At 72.5% G+C, this 23,269-nt stretch carries 25 protein-coding genes; 14 read left to right on the top strand and 11 right to left on the bottom strand.

All coding sequences use genetic code 11. The features are described 5' to 3' along the window. The first annotated feature begins 44 nt into the window (after positions 1–44). Together ACYVOM_RS14745 and ACYVOM_RS14740 are read left to right on the top strand one after the other, a co-directional pair. Positions 45–1,703 carry a long-chain fatty acid--CoA ligase gene (locus ACYVOM_RS14745; RefSeq protein ID WP_460303907.1) on the top strand — a complete coding sequence of 553 codons (1,659 nt, stop codon included), beginning with the start codon at positions 45–47 and terminating at the stop codon, positions 1,701–1,703. Between the two features lie 227 nt (positions 1,704–1,930). After that, positions 1,931–2,425: an STAS domain-containing protein gene (locus tag ACYVOM_RS14740; protein ID WP_460303906.1), complete on the top strand. Its 495-nt coding sequence runs from the start codon at positions 1,931–1,933 to the stop codon at positions 2,423–2,425. Positions 2,426–2,829: 404 nt separating this feature from the next. Here ACYVOM_RS14740 and ACYVOM_RS14735 read toward each other — a convergent pair whose 3' ends face one another. Beyond that, positions 2,830–3,846: an NAD(P)H-dependent flavin oxidoreductase gene (locus ACYVOM_RS14735; RefSeq protein ID WP_460303905.1), complete on the bottom strand. Its 1,017-nt coding sequence runs from the start codon at positions 3,844–3,846 to the stop codon at positions 2,830–2,832. Between the two features lie 161 nt (positions 3,847–4,007). Between ACYVOM_RS14735 and ACYVOM_RS14730 the strand changes: the two genes are divergently transcribed. From ACYVOM_RS14730 to ACYVOM_RS14715, 4 genes are all read left to right on the top strand, one after another. Beyond that, positions 4,008–4,262, top strand: a complete 255-nt coding sequence (locus ACYVOM_RS14730; RefSeq protein ID WP_460303904.1) for a DUF2630 family protein — start codon at positions 4,008–4,010, stop codon at positions 4,260–4,262. 38 nt (positions 4,263–4,300) lie between these two features. Continuing rightward, a complete protein-coding gene (locus tag ACYVOM_RS14725; RefSeq protein ID WP_460303903.1) occupies positions 4,301–4,774 on the top strand; it encodes a Dps family protein in 474 nt (157 codons plus the stop codon). 136 nt (positions 4,775–4,910) lie between these two features. Continuing rightward, entirely contained in the window at positions 4,911–5,258 is a 348-nt protein-coding gene (locus ACYVOM_RS14720) for a hypothetical protein (RefSeq protein WP_460303902.1), read from the top strand. Continuing rightward, the gene (locus tag ACYVOM_RS14715; RefSeq protein ID WP_460303901.1) at positions 5,258–6,484 is read left to right on the top strand and encodes an NAD(P)/FAD-dependent oxidoreductase; all 1,227 of its coding nucleotides are present in this window, start codon (positions 5,258–5,260) and stop codon (positions 6,482–6,484) included. The genes ACYVOM_RS14720 and ACYVOM_RS14715 overlap by 1 nt, the downstream gene beginning before the upstream one ends. Before the next feature lie 10 nt (positions 6,485–6,494). On the opposite strand, the gene ACYVOM_RS14710 is transcribed toward ACYVOM_RS14715, so the two are convergent. Continuing rightward, the gene (locus ACYVOM_RS14710; protein WP_460303900.1) at positions 6,495–7,115 is read right to left on the bottom strand and encodes a YitT family protein; all 621 of its coding nucleotides are present in this window, start codon (positions 7,113–7,115) and stop codon (positions 6,495–6,497) included. A 164-nt stretch (positions 7,116–7,279) separates the two neighbouring features. Here ACYVOM_RS14710 and ACYVOM_RS14705 point away from each other — a divergent pair, with 164 nt between their 5' ends. Further along, positions 7,280–7,741 (top strand): Lrp/AsnC family transcriptional regulator, encoded by a 462-nt coding sequence (locus ACYVOM_RS14705; protein ID WP_460303899.1) that lies wholly within the window; start codon positions 7,280–7,282, stop codon positions 7,739–7,741. Positions 7,742–7,745: 4 nt separating this feature from the next. Here the strand turns inward: ACYVOM_RS14705 and ACYVOM_RS14700 are convergent, their stop codons facing one another. From ACYVOM_RS14700 to ACYVOM_RS14690, 3 genes are all read right to left on the bottom strand, one after another. Next, positions 7,746–8,432, bottom strand: coding sequence for a hypothetical protein (locus ACYVOM_RS14700; protein WP_460303898.1), 687 nt, complete (start codon positions 8,430–8,432; stop codon positions 7,746–7,748). A gap of 39 nt (positions 8,433–8,471) precedes the next feature. Then, entirely contained in the window at positions 8,472–9,086 is a 615-nt protein-coding gene (locus ACYVOM_RS14695; protein WP_460303897.1) for an NUDIX hydrolase, read from the bottom strand. Positions 9,087–9,167: 81 nt separating this feature from the next. Beyond that, the gene (locus ACYVOM_RS14690; protein ID WP_460303896.1) at positions 9,168–10,316 is read right to left on the bottom strand and encodes an epoxide hydrolase family protein; all 1,149 of its coding nucleotides are present in this window, start codon (positions 10,314–10,316) and stop codon (positions 9,168–9,170) included. 62 nt (positions 10,317–10,378) lie between these two features. On the opposite strand from ACYVOM_RS14690, the gene ACYVOM_RS14685 reads away from it, so the two are divergent. Both ACYVOM_RS14685 and ACYVOM_RS14680 read left to right on the top strand, forming a co-directional pair. Then, positions 10,379–11,413: a helix-turn-helix transcriptional regulator gene (locus ACYVOM_RS14685; protein WP_460303895.1), complete on the top strand. Its 1,035-nt coding sequence runs from the start codon at positions 10,379–10,381 to the stop codon at positions 11,411–11,413. Between the two features lie 42 nt (positions 11,414–11,455). Continuing rightward, on the top strand, positions 11,456–12,742 hold the full coding sequence (locus ACYVOM_RS14680) for a CehA/McbA family metallohydrolase (RefSeq protein WP_460303894.1): 1,287 nt from the start codon (positions 11,456–11,458) through the stop codon (positions 12,740–12,742). Between the two features lie 42 nt (positions 12,743–12,784). Here ACYVOM_RS14680 and ACYVOM_RS14675 read toward each other — a convergent pair whose 3' ends face one another. Further along, positions 12,785–13,720 carry an alpha/beta hydrolase gene (locus ACYVOM_RS14675; protein ID WP_460303893.1) on the bottom strand — a complete coding sequence of 312 codons (936 nt, stop codon included), beginning with the start codon at positions 13,718–13,720 and terminating at the stop codon, positions 12,785–12,787. Between the two features lie 579 nt (positions 13,721–14,299). On the opposite strand from ACYVOM_RS14675, the gene ACYVOM_RS14670 reads away from it, so the two are divergent. The 3 genes from ACYVOM_RS14670 to ACYVOM_RS14660 all read left to right on the top strand — a co-directional run bounded on the left by ACYVOM_RS14670 (position 14,300) and on the right by ACYVOM_RS14660 (position 16,440). Next, positions 14,300–15,121: a VOC family protein gene (locus tag ACYVOM_RS14670; protein WP_460303892.1), complete on the top strand. Its 822-nt coding sequence runs from the start codon at positions 14,300–14,302 to the stop codon at positions 15,119–15,121. Between the two features lie 84 nt (positions 15,122–15,205). After that, positions 15,206–15,838, top strand: coding sequence for a TetR/AcrR family transcriptional regulator (locus ACYVOM_RS14665; protein ID WP_460303891.1), 633 nt, complete (start codon positions 15,206–15,208; stop codon positions 15,836–15,838). After that, positions 15,835–16,440, top strand: coding sequence for a TetR/AcrR family transcriptional regulator (locus ACYVOM_RS14660; protein ID WP_460303890.1), 606 nt, complete (start codon positions 15,835–15,837; stop codon positions 16,438–16,440). Before ACYVOM_RS14665 ends, ACYVOM_RS14660 begins: the two co-directional genes overlap by 4 nt. A gap of 18 nt (positions 16,441–16,458) precedes the next feature. On the opposite strand, the gene ACYVOM_RS14655 is transcribed toward ACYVOM_RS14660, so the two are convergent. Both ACYVOM_RS14655 and ACYVOM_RS14650 read right to left on the bottom strand, forming a co-directional pair. After that, positions 16,459–17,649, bottom strand: a complete 1,191-nt coding sequence (locus ACYVOM_RS14655; RefSeq protein WP_460303889.1) for an amidohydrolase family protein — start codon at positions 17,647–17,649, stop codon at positions 16,459–16,461. A gap of 48 nt (positions 17,650–17,697) precedes the next feature. Continuing rightward, positions 17,698–18,714 (bottom strand): TIGR03617 family F420-dependent LLM class oxidoreductase, encoded by a 1,017-nt coding sequence (locus ACYVOM_RS14650; protein WP_460303888.1) that lies wholly within the window; start codon positions 18,712–18,714, stop codon positions 17,698–17,700. 189 nt (positions 18,715–18,903) lie between these two features. Here ACYVOM_RS14650 and ACYVOM_RS14645 point away from each other — a divergent pair, with 189 nt between their 5' ends. After that, entirely contained in the window at positions 18,904–20,007 is a 1,104-nt protein-coding gene (locus ACYVOM_RS14645; RefSeq protein ID WP_460303887.1) for a hypothetical protein, read from the top strand. Between the two features lie 96 nt (positions 20,008–20,103). After that, positions 20,104–20,889, top strand: coding sequence for a hypothetical protein (locus tag ACYVOM_RS14640; RefSeq protein WP_460303886.1), 786 nt, complete (start codon positions 20,104–20,106; stop codon positions 20,887–20,889). A gap of 61 nt (positions 20,890–20,950) precedes the next feature. Here the strand turns inward: ACYVOM_RS14640 and ACYVOM_RS14635 are convergent, their stop codons facing one another. From ACYVOM_RS14635 to ACYVOM_RS14625, 3 genes are all read right to left on the bottom strand, one after another. Beyond that, the gene (locus ACYVOM_RS14635) at positions 20,951–21,196 is read right to left on the bottom strand and encodes a hypothetical protein (protein ID WP_460303885.1); all 246 of its coding nucleotides are present in this window, start codon (positions 21,194–21,196) and stop codon (positions 20,951–20,953) included. Positions 21,197–21,367: 171 nt separating this feature from the next. Further along, positions 21,368–22,012, bottom strand: coding sequence for a response regulator transcription factor (locus tag ACYVOM_RS14630; protein WP_460303884.1), 645 nt, complete (start codon positions 22,010–22,012; stop codon positions 21,368–21,370). Next, a complete protein-coding gene (locus tag ACYVOM_RS14625) occupies positions 22,000–23,244 on the bottom strand; it encodes a sensor histidine kinase (protein ID WP_460303883.1) in 1,245 nt (414 codons plus the stop codon). The genes ACYVOM_RS14630 and ACYVOM_RS14625 overlap by 13 nt, the downstream gene beginning before the upstream one ends. Positions 23,245–23,269: the final 25 nt, after the last annotated feature.

Below are 23,269 nucleotides of genomic sequence, written 5' to 3'. Positions count from 1 at the left end.
TCGAATGACCGGTTTGTCGGTGAACACTTATGGGGGGAGCTCCGATGAGAAGCACGATGATGGACGTCCCGCTGAGCGTCGCGACGATCCTGCGGCACGGGCGGCGCTGGCACTCGCGGCGCAAGGTCGTCACCCTGACCGGTCCCGGGGAGTGGCGGGAGTCGACGTTCGCCGAGGTCGCCGAGCGGGCCGCGCGGCTCGCGCACGGCCTCGAGTCGCTGGGGATCTCCGGTGACGAGCGGGTGGGCACGTTCATGTGGAACAACCAGGAGCACCTGGAGGCCTACCTCGCCGTCCCCGCGATGGGCGCCGTCCTGCACACCGCGAACATCCGGCTGTTCCCCGACCAGCTCACGTACACGATCACCAAGGCCGAGGACCGGGTCCTGATCGTCGACGAGTCGCTCGTCGCGACGCTCGCCCCGCTGTGGGACCTGCTGCCGACCGTGCACACCGTCGTCGTCAACGGGCGGATCGACCCGGCCCACTTCGAGGGGTCCGGCAAGAAGGTGCTCACCTACGCCGAACTCCTCGAAGGCAGGCCGGCCGAGCGCGCTTGGGTCGAGGTCGACGAGCACGACGCCGCCACCCTGTGCTTCACCACCGGGACGACCGGCGACCCCAAGGGCGTCGCCTACTCCCACCGCTCGATCGCGATCCACTCGATGTCGCAGGGCACCTACAACGCCGTCACGCTCGGGTTCGACGACCGGAGCCTGATCGTGGTGCCCATGTTCCACGCCAACGCCTGGGGCTACCCCTACACCTGCTGGTGGTTCGGCGCCGACATCGTGCTGCTCGACCGGTTCATGAACGCCGCCACCATCGTCCGCGCCGTCGAGGAACAGAAGATCACCTTCGCCAACGGCGTCCCGACCGTCTGGAACGACGTCCTCGGAGTCCTGCGGTCCGAGCCCGGCCACGACCTGGGCAGCCTGCGCGCGGTGGTCATCGGCGGCGCCGCGGTCTCCCGCGCGCTCGTGGAGGGCTTCGAGGAGTTCGGCATCACCCTCGTGCAGGGCTGGGGCATGACCGAGACGTCCCCGCTCGTCACCGTCGCCAGGACGCCGAAGGGCACCGACCCCGAGACCGCGATGTCCCGGCGGCTCTCCCAGGGCCGGGTCTCCCCCGGGGTCGAGATCCGCATCGTCGATCCGGACACCCTGGAGGTCCTGCCTGCCGACGGCGCGGCGATCGGCGAGTTCGAACTGCGCGGCCCCTGGATCACCGGCCGCTACCTCGGCGACGAGGGCGCGGACAAGTTCCACGACGGCTGGCTGCGCACCGGCGACATCGGCACCCTCGACGACGAGGGCCACGTCCGCATCACCGACCGGGCCAAGGACGTCATCAAGTCCGGCGGCGAATGGGTGTCCTCGGTCGAGCTGGAGAACGCCATCGCCGGGCATCCGGACGTCGCGATGGCCACCGTCATCGGCGTTCCCGACCCCAAGTGGGACGAGCGGCCCTGTGCCGTCGTCGTCGTCCGCCGGGGAGCCGCGCTCGACGGGGAGGCCCTGCGCGTCTGGCTGACGGGCAAGGTCGCCCGCTGGTGGATCCCCGAATACTGGTCCTTCGTCGCGGAGATCCCGCTGACCAGTGTCGGGAAGCTCGACAAGAAGGTGCTCCGGCAGAGGCACGAGGACGGCGACCTCCCCGTCGTCCACCTCACGGCCCCGCTCCCGAAGACCGCCGAGGGCTGACCCGGCGCGCGCGGGCGGCACCCGGCCGCGGATCACTCGAACGGGTGAGACCGGGGAGGCGGGCGGCCGCCGTACGGCCGCGCCCTGAGCGGATTCGCGCCCGTGCCCGGGCCGCCGCGCGCTCGGTCGGCGGCCTCACGTTCATTGAAGGATCAATCGTTCGCACGATGCGGCCTGGGGGTCGCGGTGCGGAGGATGAGGCCATACACCGAACGGGAGGCACAGGCATGGAATGCGTACGGGAGACGGTCACCACTGCGGGCGGGGAGACTCCGGAGGGCTTCGTGGTCGCGGACGGCGCACTGCTGCGGATCACCGCGTTCGCCGGGAGGTCGGGGCTCCGCTTCTTCGGCGACATCGACACCTCCACGATCGGGGACGTCGCGGCGGCCGTGGACGCGGCGGTGCGGCACGGCAACCGGGAGATCTATCTCGACCTCGCGGGGGTGGACTTCTGCGGCGTCGAAGGGCTGCGGCTCTTCGCCGAGGCGGCACGGCGGCTCGGCGGCCAGGACCGCGAACTCGTGCTGTGCTCGGTCGCGCCGCACCTGGTGCGGCTCCTCCGGCTCGTCGGCTGGGACCGCGTCCCCGGGCTGTTCGTGGTGGCGCGGCACCCGGCCTCCGCCGCCCCCCGCTGGGCGCGGCAGAGCGACCGCCAGGTCGCGCCGCCGCTCCCCCTCCCCCGCCGCGCCGTGGACGAAGGCGTCCTCCGGACCGCCTGACCGTCGGCGGCTCCCGACACGCGGCCTCACGACAAGGCCGAGATCTTGGAGCGCCCGCCTACAGTGCCCGGTACAGGTGCGCCCGGCGAAGCCGGAAACGCCCGCGTACCGGGCCCGAGGGCTCGGCCTTCTCCACAGGAGTTCCAGCGAAGGCGGGTACTCGGAGAGCTCTTGTGCCAGGCTCGAGGAGTCGAGCCTTCTCCACGGGAGTTCCGAAGGCGCGTACTCGGAGCGCCCTCGACCGAGCACGAGGAGCCCGGCCTCCTCCGCGGCTGTCCCGGCGGAGCGGGCAGTCCAAGTGCCCTGGTGCCGGGCCCAAAGCGTTCGCCTTCTCGCTGTGTCCCGGCGAGGCGGGCTTTCGGAGGGCTGGTCCTCCGGCGCCGGTGGGGACGCGCGGCGGTGGGTCAGGGGCGGGCGGCCAGGCTGGAGACGACTTCGGCGGCCGGGGCGGGGCGGGCGCGGTGCCAGGAGGTGCCGGCCCAGAGGTGGAGGGCGTCGAGGTCGCCCTGGGCGGCGGCGGCCTTGCGGAGCGGGGACGTCAGGTGGTGGATCTGCGGGTAGGCGGCGGGGGCCTGAGCCGAGTAGGTGTCGAGGAAGCGGTTGGCGAGGCCGCGGGCGGGGCGGCCGGTGAACGCGCGGGTCATCGCGGTGCGCGTGAACGCCGGGTCGGTGAGGGCGCGCCGGTGGGTCGCCGAGGCGCCGCTCTCGGGGCAGAGGAGGAACGCGGTCCCGGCCATGGCGGCGTCGGCTCCGGCGGCCAGCGTGCGGGCGACGTCGCGGCCGTCGGCCAGTCCTCCGGCGGCGACGAGCGGGAGCCGCACCGCCGCCCGTACCTCGCCCAGCAGCCGGTCCAGCGGGGTGCCTTCCAGCGGGCCGTTGGTGAACGAGCCCAGGTGCCCGCCCGCCTCCGCGCCCTGCACGCACAGAGCGTCGACGCCCTCGACCTGGCGCGCCTCCGCCGCCGAGGTGACGGTGGCGAGCACGAAGACCCCGCGTTCGCGCAGCGCCCTGACCGCGGCGGGATCGGGCCGCCCGAACGTGAAGCCGACGACAGCGGGCGGATCGGCGAGCAGCGCCGCGATCTTGGCCGCGTAGTCGTCGTCTCCCCCTGCCGGTGCGCCGAGCGGCGCGCCCAGCCTGCGGGCCTCGGGCTCGATGAGGGCCGCGTAGGCGGCGACGGCGTCCGCGTCGGCGGTGTCGGCCGTCGGCAGGAACACGTTGACGCCGAAGGGTGCGTCGGTGAGCAGGCGGGTCCGCGCGATCTCCGCGCGCATGGCCGCGGCGGTCTTGTATCCGGCGGCGAGGAAGCCCAGGCCGCCCGCCCCGCACACGGCGGCGACGAGTTCCGGCGTGGCCGCGCCTCCCGCCATCGGCGCCTGCGCGATCGGCAGCCGCGCAGGCCACGGCGTCGTGTCCGTCATCGGTCTCCCCTTCCCCGTGGGTTCCGCCGCGGCCTCCATGCGGCGCGCCTCGAACCGGAGGATCTCACGCGTTCGTGTCATGCGGCGCGAGGCCCTGCCGGGCGACCGTTATGAGGCGGCGTTCGGAAGCCCGCCGCACGACCGTAAGCGAAGGAGCACCCATGGACAGCCGAGGCCGTCCGATGACGCCGCGCGACCAGACGATCCTGGAGCGCATCCACGAGGTCATCGCCGAGGAGCACGCGCTGCGCGGCGCCCCGCAGGCCAGGACCCTGCACCGCCTGCGCTCCCTGGAGACCGAGCTCGACCGGTGCTGGGACCTGCTGCGGCAGCGGCGGGCACTGCGCGAGACGGGCGAGGACCCGGCCGCCGCGCACGTCCGTCCCGCCTCCCAGGTGGAGGGCTACCTCCAGTGACCCCTCCTCTCACCGACATCCCCTACCGAAGGACTCCCATGTACGACACGGCCCAGACGTTGCCCGCCGCCGACGTGAAGACCGCGGGTCAGGCCCTGCAGGACACGCTCGCCGATCTCCTCGACCTCGCGTCGAACGCCAAGCAGGTCCACTGGAACCTGCGCGGTCCGGGCTTCCGCTCACTGCATCTGCACCTCGACGAGATCGTGGACACCACCCGGGGCTTCGCCGATGACGTGGCCGAACGCGCCTCCGCTCTGGGCGTCTCTCCCGACGGCCGTCCGGTGACGGTCGCCGCGAGCCGGCCCGATCCGTTCCCGCCCGGCCCGATCACCGTCGGCGGCGCACTGGCCGCCTTCGGCGCCCTCTACGACGGCCTCGTCCCCCGCCTGCGCGCCCGCATCGCCGAGACCGGCCCTGCCGACCCCGTCACCCAGGACCTTCTCATCTCCGTCACCGCCGCCGTGGAGAAGCAGGCGTGGATGCTCCGCGCCGAAGACCTCCCCGCCTGACCCCCGGAGGCCAGGACGGCGGCGGCCGGCCTGCCCGCCGCCGTATCCGGGCCCCGGCGCGGGAGGGGACAGGTTCGTAACCGGTGGGTAACATCCGGGTTCTCGGACGTTAACCTGGGGAAACCACGATGCGGCTGTGGAGTCGAAGCCGTGTTTTCTCCAGGGGGCGTTCCCGTTCGTCGGGAAGGGGTTCGAGACGCCGGTGCCGATCTCGGCGGCGCTGCGGTACGAGGTGCCGGGCGGGGCCGCCGCCCAGCCCGTCTACCTGCGGGCGGGCAACAGCAGCGGGGAACTGGTGTGCGTGGTCCTCATGCGGAACGGGGTGCCGATGCGGTACTTCCCGGTCGGCGCGAAGGACGCGACGCACGTGTCGCTGCGGATCGTGGAGGATCTGGAGGCCGGAACCGTCGTCGAGGTGCACCTCGCGGCGGCCGACGGGGTGACCGGCACCGTGGTGGTGGACCTCGGCCTGGTCGAGGTGTGATGCCCCGGATCCTCGTGATCGGCAACGGGATGGCCGGGATGAGGACGGTCGAGGGCATCCTGGCGCGCGGCGGCGGGGAGTTCGAGATCACCGTCGTCGGCGACGAGCCGTACGGGAACTACGACAGGCTCGCGCTCTCCCGGGTCCTGTCCGGTGAGGCGGAGGAATCCGACATCCTCCTCAACGCGCTCCCCTGGTACGCCGAGAACGGGATCGAGCTGCTGTCCGGGGTCCGCGCGAAGCGGATCGACAGGTTCGCCCACCGGGTGCGGCTCGCCGGGCGCGAGTCGCTGCGCTACGACAAACTGGTCATCGCGACGGGCGGCGTCCCCTTCGTCCCCGACATCGCCGGGATGCGCGTGGCCGACCGCGGGTTCCACCAGGGCGTCTTCACCTTCCGCACGCTCGACGACACCCGCAACATGATCCGGTACGCGCGCGGGCACCGGCGCGCGGTGGTGGTCGGCGGCGGGCCGCTCGGGCTGGAGGCGGCGCGCGGCCTCCAGAACCAGGGCCTCGACATCACCGTGGTGCACAGCGCGGCGCACCTGATGGACCAGCAGCTCGGCGCGCGGGCCGGGCTGGTGCTCCGCCACCGCGTCGCGGGCCTCGGCATCGGCGTGGAGCTGGGCGCCCGCCCCGTCGCGGTGCTCGGTCAGCGGCGGGTGCGCGCCCTGCGCCTGGCCGACGGGCGGGACCTACCGTGCGACATGGTGGTGGTCGCGGCCGGGGTCCGGCCCGACTCGGCGATGGCGCGCGCGAGCGGCCTGATCGTGCAGCGCGGGATCGTCGTGGACGACAGGATGCGCGCGGCGGGCGAGCGCGACATCTACGCGGTCGGCGCGTGCGCCGAGCACCGGGGGCAGGTGTACGGCGCGATCCGGGCCCTGTGGGAGCAGGCCGAGGTCCTCTCCGACCACATCACCGGCTCCGCGACCGCCGCCTACCACGGCTCCCGGATCTCGACCCGGCTGACGGCCGCCGGGGTGGACGTGGTGGCGATGGGCGCCGCCGAACCCGAATGGCCCGAGGACGAGTACGCCGTCACCTCCTCCCCCCGCCTGGGCGTGCACCGCAGCGTCGTCGTCCGCGAGGGCCGCCTGATCGGCGCGGCCCTCGTCGGCGACGTCCGCGGGGCCGACGCGCTCATCAGGGCCTACGACGAGCGCCTGCCCGTCGCTGACGACCCGGCCGACCTGCTCTTCGCCCCTGAGTCCCCGCCCTGACGCCGGGCGGTCAGAGGGCTGCCGGGTAGCGGCCGGGCCGGTGGTTGAGCACCAGGACCATGTCGAGGACGACGACTCCCGCGGCGGAGAGCAGGACGGTGCCGAGCGGGGCGGTCAGGGCGGACAGGGCGATGACCGCGGCGTCCAGGGCGAGCATAACGTGGCCGACGCGCCAGCCCAGGCGGTCCTGGCAGACGAGGGCGACGACGTCGAAGCCGCCGAGGCTCGCGTGGTGGCGGAGCACGATGAGGATGCCGATCCCCGCGGCGAGGCTGCCGCCGAGGACGGCGTAATGCGGCTCGATCCGCGCCGCCTCGACGTAGCGCGGATGCAGGCCGGAGAAGGCGGCGAGCATCAGCACCGACGCCGCGGACAGCGCCACGAACCGCTTGCCGCGCCGGGTCCAGGCGAGGACGACGAACGGGATGTTCACCAGGACGTAGATCAACCCGAACGGCAGGGGCAGCGCTTTGGTGAGCAGGAGGACGAGCCCCGCGGCGCCGCCGGTGACGGCGCCGGCCCCCTGGATCAGGTGGAGCCCGAACGAGGCGACGAGGGCGCCGACGGCGAGGCCGGCGACGTTCTCCAGACGGCTGTGCCGGATGACGGGGCTGAGGGCCGCGGTGGTCACCGGGCGGCTCCTGGGTGAGCTGTGGAGTGCGGGCCACGACGGCCCTGCGTAGAAAATCGGCACATGTCAGGACATCGTAGATATAGCCTAGAATTGCGCAACCGAGCCGCCACGCACTGAACATTCTGCCACTGCGCTTGATAATCACCTGTCATAATGTTCACATGGACAGCCTCGACGCCAAGATCCTCCTCGCCCTCGACGACGATCCCGACGCCACGGTCCTCGCCCTCGCCGCCCGCCTCGGCATCGCCCGCAACACCCTGACCTCCCGCCTCCAGCGAATGCGCGAATCGGGGACAGTCCGGGATTTCGCCCGCCGCGTCGACCCGGCGCTGCTCGGCCGGGGCATGGTCGCGTTCATCTCCCTCGAGATCAGCCAGCACAGCGCGCAGGGCGCGATCGAGGCCCTGCGCGCCGTGCCGGAGGTGATCGAGATGCACTCCACCACGGGGGACGCGGACCTCCTGCTGAAGGTCGTCGCCCGCGACACCGCCGACCTCCACCGCCTCACCGGCGAGATCGTCCTCGCGCCCGGGGTCGTGCGGACCGGCACCGTCCTCTCGCTCAACGAGGAGATGCCGCTCCGGCTGCGCGCCCTGATCGAGGAGATCGCGCGGGAGTGAGGCCTCAGGGGGCGGGTGAGAGGGGGAGGCCCTTCATGACGCGGTCGCGGATCGCCCCGCCGTCGAGGCCCACTTCGGCGAAGGAGGCGAAGTCGCCGTCCGGATCGGAGCCTTCCGCCGCGAAGACCTCTGGGAGGAGGAGATCGGCGAGGGGGAGGTCCGGCGCCGGATCGGACAGGCCGCCGATCTCGTCGAAGGGGCCCTCCTCGTCGGTGAGGAGCCTTCCCGACAGGGTGCCGGTGACGAGGTCGGGGAGGAACTCGGCGAGGAAGACCGCCACCGAGGCGCGCAGATCGCCGTGGACCATGACCAGTTTCTCCGTCATGTAGCCCACGAAGGCCCGGCAGACGGTGTCGCCGAGGGTGATCAGCTTGACGTCGCCCTCGAAGTAGACGTCGCGCGCGCTCAGCCGGCCCAGGACGACGAGGGCCGCCGAGCCGTCGTCGATGTCGAGGAGGTTCCCCTCGACGGTCAGGTCGCCGTCGACGATGTAGCCCGTGGCGCCGTCCGGGGTCGCCTCCGCCCATGGCGTCGCCTCGTGCTCGTCGAGCGGCAGATCGCCGCGCACGACCGCGGGGCCCTCGACGAGGATGTACCCCTCCTCGTAGAGGTTCTCGTAAGCGCTCCGCGGCAGACCTCGCCGCTCGAACAGCGCGACCGCCTCGTCCCATGACACGTACCTCGTCGACATGATCGGGAAGCTAGCACCGGCCGGTGACAGAACTCAGGGCTATTCGCGGGTCCAGTCCGGCTGGAGGAGGTCGGCCACGCGGACGTCCCTGCCGAGCAGGACCACCTCGCGGAACTGCCAGAGCATCGCGCCGGTGGGGGCGTGGATCGTCATGGCGGGACCGAGGCGCATCTGGAGGAGGCGTCCGCCGCCGGGCCGCTCGACCCAGTGCACGGCGCCTTCGGCCGCGAGGACGCTCAGGGGCACGTGGTGCACCGAGCGCACCTCGTGCGCGTCGGGCACGGGCTCGCCCGCGCCCTCGGCGACGGCCACCACGGGGGTGATCGCGAATCCGGAGGACGCGGGGAAGTCGTCGAGCATGCCGAGCACGTCGGCGTCGGCGATCTCCAGGCCGAGTTCCTCGCGCAACTCCCGCAGGCCCGTCTCGGTGAGCGTCTCGCCCTCCTCGGCGCGCCCGCCCGGCAGCGCCCACTGGCCCGCGTTCCGCCCCCGGTCGCCCCGCTTGATCACCAGGACGCCGAGTTCCCCGTCCCGCTCGGCCACGCACAGCACCACCGCGGCCCGCCGCACCCCGTCCGCCTCGCCGAGGGCGACCCGCCCGAACCCCGCGACGCGCTCCCCCGCCGTCTTCCGGAACTGCGCCCAGTCCGCCATCCCGCCGCCCCTCGCTCGATCCGATCGCCCGATGCTAACGACGGACGGGCCGGGTGGCGCTCCCGGCCCGTCCGCGGCGCGTCAGGCGGTGCGCAGCCCGGCGAAGAACGCCCGGATGTCGCCCGCGACGGCTTCGGGCGCCTCCATCGCGGCGAAGTGGCCGGCCTTCGCGAACTCGCTCCAGTGCACGATGTTCGTGTTGTCCCGCTCGGCGAGGGACCGGATCGTCTGGAAGTCGTCGGCGAAGACCGCGACGCCCGTCCGCGCGGCGCTGACCGCCGGTTCCGCGCCGGACCGGGACTCCTCGTAGTAGTACCGGCTCGCGGTCGCCTGGGTGTTGGTGAACCAGTAGAGGGACACCTGGGTGAGGATCTGGTCGATGGTGAGCAGGCTCGTGCCGTTGCCGAAGGAGTTCAGCAGTTCGCTGTAGGCGAGCTGTCCGACGGGCGAGTCGGCGAGCGCCGCGCCGATCGTCTGGGGCCGGGCCGCGTTCATCGCGTTGTAGCCGCCGACCGACTGGAACCACTGCATGTGCTCCAGCGCCGCGTACTCCTTCGGGCCGAACCCCTCGAACTCGGCGGGGTCGCCGGACGGGAAGGAGAACAGCTGCAGGACGTGCATGCCGAGGAACCCGGGCGGGTCGAGCAGGCCGAGTTCGCGGGAGATCTGCGCGCCCATGTCGCTGCCGTGCGCGCCGTAGGAGTCGTAGCCGAGGCGGCGCATCAGGGTGTCGAAGGTGCGCGCCACCTTGGCCTGGGTCCAGCCGGCGCCCACCAGCGGCGTGCTGAAGCCGAAGCCGGGGACCGAGGGGACGACGACCGAGCACGCGTCCTCGGCCCGGCCGCCGTGCGCGACGGGGTCGGTGAGCGGGCCGATCACGTCGAGGTAGTCGGCGAACGAGCCGGGGTAGGTGTGCAGCAGGAGGAGCGGCGTCGCGTCCTTCTCCACCGACGGCACGTGGACGAAGTGAACGGTCTGGCCGTCGATCTCGGTGAGGTGGTGCGGGAAGGCGTTCATCCGCGCCTCCTGCGCCCGCCAGTCGAACGAGGTGCGCCAGTACTCGACGGTCTCGCGCAGGTAGCCGTTCGGGGTGCCGAGGGCCCAGTCGTCGGCCGCCGCGGGGCGGGGCAGGCGGGTGTGGGCGAGGCGGGCGCGGAGGTCGTCGATGTCGGCCTGCTCGATCGCGACGGTGAAGGTGCGGATCTCGGCGGTGTGCTGCGTCTTCGTCATGTCCCTTACGGTAGGAGCCATATAGGAAGACTTGATTCCTATATATCCGCGATACTGAAGAAATGTTGGAGACGTCGGCCCGCCTGCTCGCCCTGCTGTCGCTGTTCCAGTCCCGGCCCGACTGGACGGGCCGGGAGCTCGCCGAGCGGCTCGGCGTGAGCACCCGCACGATCCGCAACGACGTGGGACGGCTGCGCGACCTCGGATACCCGGTCGACGCGGCCCGGGGCGCGGCGGGCTCGTACCGGCTCGGCGCGGGCGCGAAGCTGCCTCCGCTGCTGCTGGACGACGAGGAGGCCGTCGCCGTCGCGATCGGGCTGCGGGCGGGCGCGGGGGTCGGCGGCATTGAGGAGAGCAGCGCCCGCGCGCTTGCGAAACTGGAGCAGGTACTGCCGCACAGGCTGCGCAGGCAGGTCGTCGCCTTGCACGAGGCGACCTCGCGGGCGCCGGAGAACCTCGACACCGACGCCGCCGATCCCGAGACCGACGCCGCGGTGCTCACCGCGATCGCCGCCGCGATCCGGGACAAGGTCCTGCTGCGCTTCGACTACGCGGTCCCCGCCACCGCGCCGGCGGCGTGGCCTCCTTCGGCGACCGCCGCGCCGCCCGGCCGCGCGCAGGTGGAGCCGTACCGCCTGGTGAGCTGGCGGCGGCGCTGGTACCTCGTCGCCCGGGATCCCGCCTCCGGCGCGTGGGCGGCCTACCGCGCCGACTGGATGACGCCCCTCATGCCCGGCCGCGCGTTCGCCCCCTCCCCGCTGCCGGGCGGCGACTACACCTCGTTCGTCCTGCGGGACGTGGCCGCGACGGGCTGGAAGGTGCACGCGCGGATCACCGTCCTCGCCCCGGCGGCGGAGGTCCTGGCCCGGATCAACGCGACCGTGGGGGTCGTCGAGGCGGTGGACGCCGACCGGTGCATCCTGGTGACCGGCGCGGACAGCCTGGAGACCGTCGCCGTCTACATCGGGATGCTCGGCCTCGACTTCGAGGTCGCGGAGCCGCCCGAACTCGTCGCGCACGTCGCCGCGCTGGGCCGCCGGTATCTGCGCGCCGCCGCGGAGGCGTCCCTCACGGAACGTTCACCCGCAGAGGGATAGGAATTCTGTTCATGTTCCTGCCGCACGCGTGTGATGTCCGCCATGGGAGATCACGGACACGACCACCACCACGGCCACCCTCACCACCATCCCCAGGGCCACGGGTACCAGGTGCCCGAAGCGGGCGGGCCGCCGAGCCGCCGGGCGCTGCTCGGCGCGGCGGCCGGCGGGCTGCTGTTCCTCGCCGCGGCGCCCGGCAGCGCCCGCGCCGCCACCACCGGCACCGCCGCCGCGAGCGGGGTCTCGGCCCTGGCCGCGGGCGGCGCGGGGCGGGCCTCGCTGATCACGCAGGGCACGACCCTCGTCCACGCCGACATGCACAACCACACCACCATGTCCGACGGGGACGGCGACCCGGCGCTGGCGTTCGCGTCGATGCGCAGCGCGGGCCTCGACGTCGCGGCGCTCACCGACCACAGCGGCGTGTTCACCATCGGCGGGCTCAGCTCGTCGGAGTGGAAGCGGACGGCCTCCCTCGCCGACACGGCCAACGTCCCCGGCGTCTACACCGCGATCCGCGGATTCGAATGGACGCACGCGCTACTCGGGCACGCCAACGTCTGGTTCTCCGACTCCTACGTGGACATGTCGGCGGCCCCCAACATGAAGACGTTCTTCAACTGGCTCGACGACAAGGACGCCGTCGCCGGGTTCAACCACCCGGGCCGCGAGGAGCTGCGCTTCAACGAGTTCGGCTACAACTCCGCCGTGCGCGACCGCATGGTCAGCCTGGAGATGTTCAACCGCGGCGACGACTACCTCTTCGAAGGCTGGTCGAACGGCATGTCCTCGCCGCTCGTCAAGTGCCTGAACGCGGGCTGGCGGACCGGCCTGACCGGCGTCACCGACGAGCACGGCACCGACTGGGGCTTTCCCGAGGGCAAGGGCCGCAGCGGCATGTGGGTCACCGAGAACACCCGCGCCGGGGTCCTGGAGGCCATGCGCGCCCGCCGCTTCTTCGCCACCCGCGTCTCCGGGCTGCGCCTCGACGCGACGGCCGCAGGCGTCCGGATGGGCGGCGACCTGCCGATCACCGGCGGCGACGTCACGTTCCGCGTCGACCTCGACCGCGGCACCGAGTGGGTCGGCAAGCCCCTGAACATCCAGGTCCTGCGCCCTGGCAGCACAGCCCCGACCGTCGTCGACGTCATCGAGACGGTCTCCGGCCGGATCACCGAGTTCACCGTCCCCCTGAACACCGCCGACGGCGCCTGGGTCGTCCTGCGCGTCTCCGACCCGTCCCAGGCGAACCGCTCCCCCGGCCCCGCCGGGCACCCCTGCAACGACTGGGGCGTCGCCTACTCCAGCCCCTGGTGGCTCCAGGGCTGACGGGCGGAGAGCGGCCCGGCCTCCGCTTCGGTGGAGACCGGGTCAAAGGGGCGGGAACAGCACCCCGATGCCCCGGTCGGAGGTGAAGAGGTCGGCGGCGTCATGCCCGACGTGGTCGACCTCGACCAGGCGGTGCACGGGGTGACCGGCCTTCCACGCGAGGTAGGCGCTGTAGTTGCGGCCCCGCTCCCTCCGGTCGGCGCCCTGCGCGGCGGCCGCGGGGTGGACCTCCAGAAGAGAGGCGTCCGGGGAGGTGTCCTGCTTGCCTAGCAGGTAGGTGACGTCGCGCGAGATGTACTGCTCGAAGTAGGCGTCCTCGTGGTCTTTGCGGACGTAGGCCGGCGGGTCGGTGAAGCCGTAGCGCCACCGGCCGACCGCGGCGCCGTCCGCCCGGCGGGCGAAGCCGCCTCCGGGAGCGGGGCGGAAGTCATCGAAGTACAGAAAGGTCGAGGGGTTCGCCACGACGAACCGGACCCGGCCCGCGAGCCGCGCGTCGTCCGGAGCCCTGCCCACGGCGGCGTACCGGTTGACGAACTGGCCGCCCGCCGAGTTCCCCACCACGGTGACCCGGCGGACCTCCCGGAAGGCGCGCGGGAGGGCGGTCAGCAGTTCGTCCATGACGTGGAACGAGCCGGGCTCTCCCCTGCCGTCCTTCCAGGAGTCGGTGCCCCAGTGCAGCAGGCCCGCCCTCTCCTTGTCGTCCCTGACGTCGACGTCCGCCAGGAACTGCGGAGCCACGACGACGGGGTTGCCGCCCGACAGCATCGCGGCCCTCAAGACGGACCGGTAGTAGTGCCCGGCGTTCCGCAGCGCGCCGTGGACCACCACGATGACGTCCGCCTCCCCGCCCGCGGACCCGTCGAGTTCTCGGGTCGCGTAGTACGGGAGCTCCCCCGCGTCCCCGATGGGCAGCCGACGGTTGCCGATCTGGTAGATGGGGACTTCCTGAAGCTCCACCTCGTGCGCGAACGCCTCCACCTTGTCCCCTCGCCGTCTTACCGTGCTCACTCGGCCGGCACACGGCTCTTCGAGAACCCGGCTTCGCCGGGACACCCGCGGACCCGGCCGGATTCGGCAAAGGCTAACGGCAAGGCGGCACGGGTGCGAGGAGGCCGCGGCAGGTGAGTCGCCGCGACCGCAGCCGAGCGAGGCCCCTCACCGTGAGTCGCGTCCTGTGACGCATGTGGCGATTCGATCACGTTCCGCTCGTTCGATGTTTCGACCGATGAGCGGGCGACGACCATGTCCATGCACGACGGGATCACCGAGCGCCGCCGCCGCGTCCCGCGCGGCGAGGGGCAGCGGCGGCGGAGACCCGCGAGCCGGGTCGGCGCGTTCCCCGCGTCCGGGCAACGCGGGGAGCGCGGCGGCTCACGGGCGGCGTCCACGGGCGCCGCCCCCTCTCGTCCGCCGAGCCGGACGCCCGCATCGCCCGGCCGGGGCGCCTGAATGGGATTCCCGTTCCAGAGTTAGAATGCGCCGAATGCTTCCCTGTGCGGCCTTCGTCCGGGGTCGCGGCCCCCGCGGCACAGCCGCCCGGACGTCAGGAGCACCCCCATGCCGGACGCGACCGTCGCCGGACAGCACGCGGTGCGGTGGCCGCTGCTCGACCATCTGGCCATCGGGGTGCGGCGGTGGTCCGACGCCTACGCGCGGTTCGCAACGGAGCTCGGCGGGCGCTGGGACCATGGCGGCGAGGCCGCCGAATACGCGCCCTTCCAGCTCGGCTACGGGACGGGCATGCGCCTGGAGTTCATCGCACCGGCCGAGGAGCGCGGCTTCATGGACCGCTTCCTGGCCCGGCGCGGGCCCGCGCCGCACCACCTGACGTTCAAGGTGCCCTCGATGGACGAGACGGCCGAGGAACTCGTCCGCCTGAAGTTCCCGACCTTCGGCGGCCACCCGGACCTGCCGGGACGGCGCGAGGCCTTCGTGCACCCGAAGGACGCCGCGCTGGGCACGCTCGTCCAGATCATCGAGACCGACGACTCGCTCCTGGAGACGCACGGCATCACCGACGCGCCCGCGGACTTCCCCGTCGCCGCTCCGCCGGCCCGCGCGGTCTCCCTCATCGGGCTGACCGCCGCCGACCTGGACCGCGCCCACGATCTCCTCGGCCGGGCGCTGCTGGGCGACGTCGTCGAGGACGGGGAAGGCTGGTTCTTCGTCACGTGGGGGCGCGGGCGGGCCCTGCTCGTCCGGGACGCCTCCGCCGCGCCCTGTGCGCCCGCCCTGTGGCGGGACGCTTCCGCCGAAGGCGTCGCCTTCGCCCTGTTCGGCCCGGACGACCTCACGGCATCGGCGCTGGCCGCCCGGGAAGGCGACCTCGCGCGGCTGCCCGCCGACCCCGGCACCGCGCTCCCCGTCTGGCTGCTGTGACCGCGCGGCGCGGTGCGGCGGGAAGCGCCGCGACCTATAATGGGACTCCTGTTATCTGACGGCCCCTGTCGAGCGGAATCCCAGGTGAACGAGCAGACGGCCGGCCCGAAGGGCGCGGAACGCGCGCCGTCGGCGCGATGGGCGCGGCGGCAGCGGATCGTCGACGCGGCGCTGAGCGCGCTGGAGCAGCAGCCGTACGAGCGGATCCGGGTCGGCGAGATCGCCCAGGCCGCCGAGGTGGCCCTCGGCACGCTCTACCGCTCCTTCCCCTCCAAGGAGCACCTGTACGCCGTCGTCCTCCAGGAGTGGGTCGAGCGCGACAGGCACCGGCACCGGCAGAGCGGGCCCGCCCCCGGCAGACGCGACCGGGCGCGCAGCCGCATCCACGCCATCATCGCCGCGTTCGAGCGCCAGCCGCAGTTCTACAAGCTCACCCTGCTGCTCGGGGCCAGCACCGACCCCGAGGTCAGGGCGCTGCTCGCGGGCGCCGACGCCACCGCGACCGCGCTGCTCGCGGGCGACTTCGCCGGGATGGGCGTCCCCGCGCCGCAGGACCGCGCCCGGATGCTCTACGCGATCAGCGGCTCGACCCTCACCGCAGCGGTCTTCCACGGGCGGCCCTTCGCCGAGGCCTACCGGCTCGCCGACCGCTTCCTCGACCTGTGCGAGCGGCAGGCCGCGGCCCTGCCCGGACGGCCCGGCGAGGAGCGGCCATGACGAGCACCCCGCAGGCCGCGACGTCCGCCGAAGGGCTGCCGGCGTTCAAGCGCGCGCGGCGCCACCGCATCCTGGAGTCGGCGCTCGCCGCGCTCCAGCGGCAGGAGTACGAGCAGATCCGCATCGCGGAGGTGGCGCAGGGCGCCGACGTCGCCCTGGGCACCCTCTACCGCTACTTCGCCTCCAAGGAACTGCTGTACGCCGTGGCGCTCCGCGCGTGGGTGGACCGGCGGGGCCTCGACGCGGCCCTGCCCGACCGCACCCCCGAGGAGCGCGTCCGGGCCCGGATGCGCGGCGTCATCGGGGCGTTCGAGGCGCAGCCTCAGTTCTTCAAGACGCACCTCCTGCTCTACGGGTCGGGCGACCCGGAGGTGGAGGCGATCCTCGGCGAGGTCTCCTCCCTCGCCGAGAAGGTGCTCGACCGGGACTTCGCCGACCTCGGCGTGGCCGAGGCGCACGACGCCGCGACGATGCTCTGGTCGATCCTGCACGCCCTGCTGTCCTCGGCCATCCACCAGGGCGGCCCGTTCAGCGAGGTGTACCGCCTGGTCGACGACTTCATCACGCTCGTCGTCCAGGCGGACGGTCCCTCCTCTGTCTAGCGGATCGGGCCGGGCGCGTCAGGCGAGGCGGGAGGCCAGCTCCCAGCCGTTGTGGCGCATGATCGTCTCGCATTCCTCCGGCGCGAACTGGAAGTTCTCCAGGTCCTTGAGGTAGGAGGCGGGATCGGCGAGACCCTCGACGTGAGGGAAGTCCGAGCCCATGAGGATCCGCTCGACGCCGACGAGCCGCTTCAGCTCGCCCAGGTCGTCCTCGTAGTAGGGGGAGACCCAGACGTGCCGCCGGAACGTCTCGCGGGGGTCCTCGGGGAACCGGAACGGGGCCTGGCCGAAGACCTTCTTCAGCTTCGCGAACAAGTGCAGCACCCACGACGCGCCGGACTCGATGACGGCGATCCGGAGCCTGGGGAAGCGGGCGAACAGGTGGTGCGCGAGCATGCTGGCGAACGTGTCATGGACCGCGTCGTGGGACGAGTAGGCCATGAAGGACGCGGAGGCCTTGAACGCCTCGAGTTCGGCCGACTCGCCCCAGTCCTGCATGTAGCGGCTGTAGTAGGTCAGGCCCGAGTGGTAGACGACGGTGATGCCCGACTCGTTGGCGAGCCGCCAGAACGAGTCGAAGTAGGGGTCGGCGGGACTCTTCAGGCCCTCCCGGGTCATCACCGGGCCGGGGACCATGACGACGAAACGGGCGTCCCGGTCCAGGACGCGCCGGAGTTCGGCGGTGGCGCCGTCCACGTCGGACAGGGTGATGTACGGGGCGGCGAAGATGCGCTCCCGGTAGGCGTAGCCCCAGTCGTCGTCGAGCCAGCGGTTGAAGGAGCGGAACGCGGAGCCGAGCGCGGGCAGGTCGTGCAGCATCGCCTGCTCGATCCCGACGCCGAGGGTGGGGAGCATGAGGGTGCCCGCCATGCCCTGCTCGTCCATGAGGGCGAGGCGGGCGTCGCGGTCGCGGTAGGCGGGGCGGGTCGGCTCCAGGTCGCCGAAGAGCTGCTTCACGTCGGACGACTTGGGGTTGCGGCCGCGGAAGTACTCGTCCATCGCGCCGGGCCGGGCGACGGGATCGAACGTCGGGTTCGGGATGAACTTGTTGATCTTCCCGGACACCAGCAGTCGCTGCCGTCCGTTGATCTCGGCCCACTGGACGGTCCGGCGCTTGAACTCGGGTTCGGCGTACCGGGTGAAGGCGTCGAGCGCCTCGTAGTAGTGGTTGTCGCAGTCGAAGAACGTGAACGGCAGTTCGGTGGACACCGCTTACCTCCTGGAAGAGAAATTCAATTCTTACTCGGCTCGGCCGGGTCAGGGCCGGGCGGCCTTCAGGGCCGCGGCGAAGTCGGCGATGAGGTCGTCGGAGGCGTTGTAGTGCGGGAAGTAGGCGCAGACCCGGTCGCAGTCGCCGTAGCGGGCGACGATCTCGGCGGCCACCTCGTCGGGGGTGCCGTGGACGGCGAGGGTCTTCATGGCCTTCTCGTCGATGAGGCCGGGCATCTCACCCCAGCGGCCCTGCTTGGACAGGGCGTTCAGCTCGGGCTGGAGGTCGCCCATGCCCTCGACGTCGAGGACCGCCTTGTAGGCGGGGGTGGAGCCGTAGAAGGCGAGAAGGAACCGGATCGCCTTGGCCGCCTCCAGCTCCTCCTCGGTGCGGCCCACGCCGACGATGACCTCGGCCGTCACCTCGAGGTCGCCGCGCGAGCGCCCCGAGGCCTCCAGGCCCGCCCGGATCGCGGGCCACGTGCGCTCGCGCATGTGGCGGGCGCTGTTGAACGGCATGACGAGGACGCCGTCGGCGACCTCGGCGGCCATCCGGTTCATCCGCGGGCCGAGCGCGCCGACCAGGACCTTCGGAACGCCGTGCGGGTTCGGCCCCGGGTTGAACGCGGGCGTCATCAGCGTGTGCCTGGTGTACTCGCCCTCGTACTTGAGCCGGGTGCCGTTCTGCCAGCTGTCCAGGATCGCCTTCGTCGCCTCGACCCACTCGCGCATCTGCGCGACCGGCCTGCCCCAGCGCGCCCCGTACCGGTTCTCCACGTGCGCCTTCACCTGCGAGCCGAGCCCGAGCCGGAACCGCCCCCCGGACAGCAGGTGCAGGTCGTACGCGGCGTGCGCGAGGTGCATGGGGCTGCGCGGGAACGCGATGGCGACGTTCGTCATCAGGTCGAGCGAGCAGGCCGGCGCAGCGGCGACCAGCGGGAAGAACGGGTCGTGCGAGTTCTCGAACGTGAACACCCCGTCCACCCCGCATCCTTCCAGCGCGCGGGCGCGCTCGGCCGCGGTGACCACGGAGTCGGAGAGCATGACATCGAGCTCGAGTGACATGGGGGCTGTCTCCTCAGGGCGGCGGGCGTCAGGGGTGTGACCGTCGCCATTGAAGCTATAAGAACGGGGTTTCTATTTCAATGACCCTTCCCGGTACCGGCCTTCGGCGCGCTCCCGACGGACGCGGCCTTCCGGGGTATTCCCCGCGTTTCACACCTCTCGCGGATCGGCCGCCGCTACGCTCCTGCGGTGATCATCAAGTGGAGGCGCGGCGGCCGTGCGGCCGCGGCGCTGTGCACCGGCTCGGCTCTCCTGTTCGGTCAAGGCGGGGGCGTGTCAGCGGCGGCGCCCGCGCGCTGGCAGGACCTGCGGCTCCCCGCCCTCGCCCAGGGCATCGAGGTGACCGCGGTGCACGCGTTCGGGCCGAAGAACGTGTGGGTGTTCACCGGCCGGGGCGTCTTCGACACCGCGAAGCCGACCAAGCCGAAGGCCTACCACTGGGACGGCGCGAAGTGGCGGCGGTTCACGCTGCCGCGCCTCGGCGTGGTCACCGAGGCCGCGGGGAGCCCCAAGGACTTCTGGGTGGTCGTGAACAGCGGTCAGAACGCGTCGGCCTGGGACGGGCTGCTCCGGCGGAAGGGCGGCCGGTGGGCGGTCGCGAAACGGCTCCCGCGGGGCTATGCCGAATACCCTTCGACCGGCCTGACGGCCGTGGCCCGCGACGACGTTCGCGTGTTCTCCCGGGACGGGCAGAGGTCCACGACCGAGTGGCGGTACAACGGCCACGCGTGGACGAAGAAGAAGTACCGGTACCTTTCCTCGTTCGCGATCCTGCCGAACGGGACGATGTGGGCGGCCAACACCACCGGCGGCGAGGACGAGTCCTTCCTCTTCCGCAACGACGGCGGCGGCTGGAAGAAGCAGCCGCTGCCGTCCTCCCTCGGATGCAGCCCCACCGACGGGGACGCGGAGTACTGCGAGCAGCGCATCTGGTATGTCGAGGCGACCTCGGAGAAGAACCTCTACGTCGGCTACGCCGACCGGATCCTGCGCTGGGACGGCGCAGACTGGTCGCTCTTCGCCCGAGCCTTCTTCGGCGGTCTGTCCCTCGACCGCTCCGGCATGTTCTGGTCCGTCCTCGTCAACTACCAGGGCAAGCGGTACACCGACGTCCTGGAGGTCTCCCCCGCCGGGGTCGTCACCGCCCACCCTTACAGGGGGACCGCCGAGGCGGTCGATCTGCGGGGGCTGAGCGTGGCACCGTCCGGGCAGGTCTTCGTCTTCGGCAAGGCCAAGGCTCCCGCAGGCTCCGCCACCAAGCGGCGGTACCACCTCTGGCGCGTCCCGCGCTGAGGCGGCCGGGCTCCACAGAGTCGGTCGCCCGGCTGTGCGGATCTTCCCCGGGTCGGGCACTGGTTAGCCGGGGGCCGCCGGTTTACGGTGACCGTTATGAGCGACGGGCAGGGGCGGCAGGTCGTGATCGGGGCGGCGGTCGCCGCCGTGCTCGGGGCGGAGAAGGTCGCGGAGCTGATGGCCGGGCCCGAGCCGGGGGCGTACGAGTGCGTCATCTGCGATCGGCCGGGGGACGCCGACCGGGAGCCGACGAGCGTCCTCGTGCGCCGCTTCCCCGTCGCCGAGCATCCGGACCGGCCGCTGCTGAACATCATCTGGGCGCACGAGGCCTGCTCCCCGTCGAAGGTCGAGGACCGGGACACGCCCGTCAGCCTGCACGGCTATTTCCGCAGCCAGCATCTGATCCCGCTGCTCCTCGGCAGCGAGACCGCGCCGCGCGCCGCGCTCATCATGGAGCCGGTGGTGCCGTCGCTGCAGAACACCAGCACGGACTCCAACGCCTACGTGCAGGCGTGGCTGCGCGAAGGGCTGTGCCTGCTCTCGGTCAGCGACCTCCTGCACCCGGCCCCGCACGTGCCCGCGTGGCGGGCCGTGCTCATGCCGGGAGACCCGCCCGACCAGGTCCAGGTGACGCTCGTCTGCCGGGCCGAGACGGCCCGGCCCCTCACCGTCGGCGACGGCCTGGGCATCCGCGTCAACCGCACCTGGCTCGACATCGCGGCGTCCGGCGGCCTCACCCTGTGGGCCGGTCTCACCGGCCTCCTCGGCATTCCCGAGCGCGACCCGGAGACCATCCTGCGCGCCCTCGCCGACGCCGCCCACGCGGGCACCCTCGTCGGCGGCCGCATCCCCGCCGTCACCCTGGGCCTGCCCGAGATGTGACGGCGAGGGCCGGCCTGGTGCATCGCGTCGGACGGTCCCCCGAGCACGAACCGGCGGTGCGTCACCAGGAGGTACGGCCCTCTTCCACCCGCAGGGCCCACCGGACGTCGCCGGTGATGTCGATCTCCGGGAAGGCTGCGGCGGTGGCCTGGGCCGGGCCGACGAACCCCTCCGGACCGCCCCTGTCGCCGGAGCAGTCGAGGTCCAGGGAGAAGTTGCCGTCCGCGCCGGTCAGGCCGAGGTCGACGCGGAGGCTGCCTTCCCCCGCGCAGACGCCGGTCAGAGAGATCTCCTGCCCTTCGCGCACCTCGATCGGTTTGAAGACGCGATCGCCGCTCGGCGCCGGGCCGACGGCGCCTCTCCGCGCGGGGACATCGCACCACTCCTCGCGCCTCGCGCGCCGACTTCCGGCGACCCCTGCGGCACGCCGAAACGGAACATTACCGTCTCTTTCGCCGTCGATTCCTCGGGGGCCGGGTCAGCCGTTGAGGTAGGCGAGGACGGCGAGGACGCGGCGGTTGTCGTCATCGGAGGCCTGGAGGTCGAGTTTGGCGAAGATGTTGGTGGTGTGCTTGGCGACGGCGCCGTCGGAGACGACGAGCTTCGCGGCGATGGCGGCGTTGGAGCGGCCTTCGGCCATGAGCGCGAGGACCTCGGTCTCGCGGGGCGTCAGCCGCTCCAGGGGCCGGACGGCGCGGCCCCGGGTCAGCAGGCGGGCGATCACCTCGGGGTCCATCGCGGTGCCCCCGGACGCGACCCGCCGGACCGCTCCGACGAACTCCGCGGTGTCGAACACCCGGTCCTTCAGGAGGTAGCCGACACCGCCCGTGCCGTCGGCGAGGAGTTCGCGCGCGTAGAGCTGCTCGACGTACTGGGACAGGACGAGCACAGGCAGCCCGGGAACCCGCCGGCGGGCCTCGATCGCCGCCCTGATGCCCTCGTCGGTGAAGGACGGGGGCAGCCGGACGTCCACGATGGCGACGTCCGGCTTCTCCTCGATGAGCGCGCGCAGCAGCGACGGGCCGTTGTCGACCGCCGCGACCACCTCGAAGCCGTCGGCTTCGAGGAGCCGGACGAGACCCTCCCTGAGCAGGGCGAGGTCTTCGGCGATCACTGCGCGCAAGGAATCTCCAGGGTGATGATCGTGGGCCCGCCGGGCGGGCTGCTGAGGGCGAGGACGCCGTCGAAGGCGGCGAGGCGCCTTTCGATGCCGCGCAGGCCGCTGCCCGCCTCCAGGGAGGCGCCGCCCAGGCCGTCGTCGGTGACGCCGATCTTGAGCAGCCCGTTCGCGATGCCGAGGTCGATCCACACGCGGCGGGCGCCGCTGTGCTTGGCGGCGTTGGCGAGGACCTCCGACACCGCGAAGTAGGCGGCGGACTCCAGCGGCGGCTGCATCCTCGGGAGCGTCCCGCTCACCTCGACGTCCATGCCGCTGTCGAGCGCGAGGGCGCGGACGGCGTCCGACAGTCCCCGGTCGGCGAGGACGGGCGGGTGGATGCCGCGCACCAGGTCGCGCAGCTCGCCCAGCGCCCGCGCCGACGTCTCCCGGGTCTCGGCGAGCAGCAGCCGCGCCTTCGCCGGGTCCTTCTCCAGCAGCTGCTCGATCGCGCCGAGCGTCATGCCCATCGCGACGAGGCGGGCCTGCGCGCCGTCATGCAGGTCGCGTTCGATCCGGCGCAGCTCCGCGGCGGAGGCGTCGATGGTCTCGGCGCGGGTGCGGGTCAGCTCGGTGACGCGGCGGGCGAGATCGTCGACGTCGGCGGGGCTGAGCACGCTGCGGGTCCACAGGCCATGCGCGCGCAGCAGCCGCGGCGCCGCCCACAGTCCGAGCAGGACGATGAGCGCGCCGACGGGCACGCACCACCAGGCCGCCTCGGGCCGCCCCTGCCAGACGTGGATTCCGGCGTACCACTCGTTGAAGCCCAGGTCGCCGAAGATCTCGAGGATGCCCGGCATGAGGATGCCCTCGACGCCGTAGAACGGCAGCGTGAACGCCAGCGCGCCGAGGAGGACGCCGACGATCGGATCGGTGAGCCCCCACAGCAGGTCGCAGTAGGTCGCCCTGTCGGTGAGGAGGTGCCGGCAGCGCTCGGCGCGGCCGATGAACCCCGGCCGGTAGGCGGGCTCGGGAAGGTAGGGCCGGACGATGCGGACGCCGCTCCAGTCGTGCGCGTGCAGCCGGGCGCGGTCGGCGAAGCGCCGGTGCGCCTCAAGGAGTCCGGGCGCGAGGTAGAGGCCGACGCCGATCGGGATCAGGCAGATCGCGGTGACCGCGGCGCACCAGACCAGCAGCTGGGCGAGGCTCAGCCCGACCAGCGCGAGACCGCGGCCCATGGCCTGGAATGTCTTCTTCATGCCTTCACTCTGGCCGAGGGGTGTT

This window comes from Actinocorallia aurea, assembly GCF_054783995.1.
Note: the sequence above shows the minus strand (reverse complement) of the source record. Positions and strands in the feature narration are given on the sequence as shown.

Bases quoted from the DNA above. Each gene is read 5' to 3' on its own strand.
- ACYVOM_RS14745 (WP_460303907.1), top strand. From the start codon at position 45: ATGAGAAGCACGATGATGGACGTCCCGCTGAGCGTCGCGACGATCCTG.
- ACYVOM_RS14740 (WP_460303906.1), top strand. From the start codon at position 1,931: ATGGAATGCGTACGGGAGACGGTCACCACTGCGGGCGGGGAGACTCCG.
- ACYVOM_RS14735 (WP_460303905.1), bottom strand. From the start codon at position 3,846: ATGACGGACACGACGCCGTGGCCTGCGCGGCTGCCGATCGCGCAGGCG.
- ACYVOM_RS14730 (WP_460303904.1), top strand. From the start codon at position 4,008: ATGGACAGCCGAGGCCGTCCGATGACGCCGCGCGACCAGACGATCCTG.
- ACYVOM_RS14725 (WP_460303903.1), top strand. From the start codon at position 4,301: ATGTACGACACGGCCCAGACGTTGCCCGCCGCCGACGTGAAGACCGCG.
- ACYVOM_RS14715 (WP_460303901.1), top strand. From the start codon at position 5,258: ATGCCCCGGATCCTCGTGATCGGCAACGGGATGGCCGGGATGAGGACG.
- ACYVOM_RS14705 (WP_460303899.1), top strand. From the start codon at position 7,280: ATGGACAGCCTCGACGCCAAGATCCTCCTCGCCCTCGACGACGATCCC.
- ACYVOM_RS14700 (WP_460303898.1), bottom strand. From the start codon at position 8,432: ATGTCGACGAGGTACGTGTCATGGGACGAGGCGGTCGCGCTGTTCGAG.
- ACYVOM_RS14695 (WP_460303897.1), bottom strand. From the start codon at position 9,086: ATGGCGGACTGGGCGCAGTTCCGGAAGACGGCGGGGGAGCGCGTCGCG.
- ACYVOM_RS14690 (WP_460303896.1), bottom strand. From the start codon at position 10,316: ATGACGAAGACGCAGCACACCGCCGAGATCCGCACCTTCACCGTCGCG.
- ACYVOM_RS14685 (WP_460303895.1), top strand. From the start codon at position 10,379: ATGTTGGAGACGTCGGCCCGCCTGCTCGCCCTGCTGTCGCTGTTCCAG.
- ACYVOM_RS14680 (WP_460303894.1), top strand. From the start codon at position 11,456: ATGGGAGATCACGGACACGACCACCACCACGGCCACCCTCACCACCAT.
- ACYVOM_RS14670 (WP_460303892.1), top strand. From the start codon at position 14,300: ATGCCGGACGCGACCGTCGCCGGACAGCACGCGGTGCGGTGGCCGCTG.
- ACYVOM_RS14660 (WP_460303890.1), top strand. From the start codon at position 15,835: ATGACGAGCACCCCGCAGGCCGCGACGTCCGCCGAAGGGCTGCCGGCG.
- ACYVOM_RS14650 (WP_460303888.1), bottom strand. From the start codon at position 18,714: ATGTCACTCGAGCTCGATGTCATGCTCTCCGACTCCGTGGTCACCGCG.
- ACYVOM_RS14640 (WP_460303886.1), top strand. From the start codon at position 20,104: ATGAGCGACGGGCAGGGGCGGCAGGTCGTGATCGGGGCGGCGGTCGCC.
- ACYVOM_RS14625 (WP_460303883.1), bottom strand. From the start codon at position 23,244: ATGAAGAAGACATTCCAGGCCATGGGCCGCGGTCTCGCGCTGGTCGGG.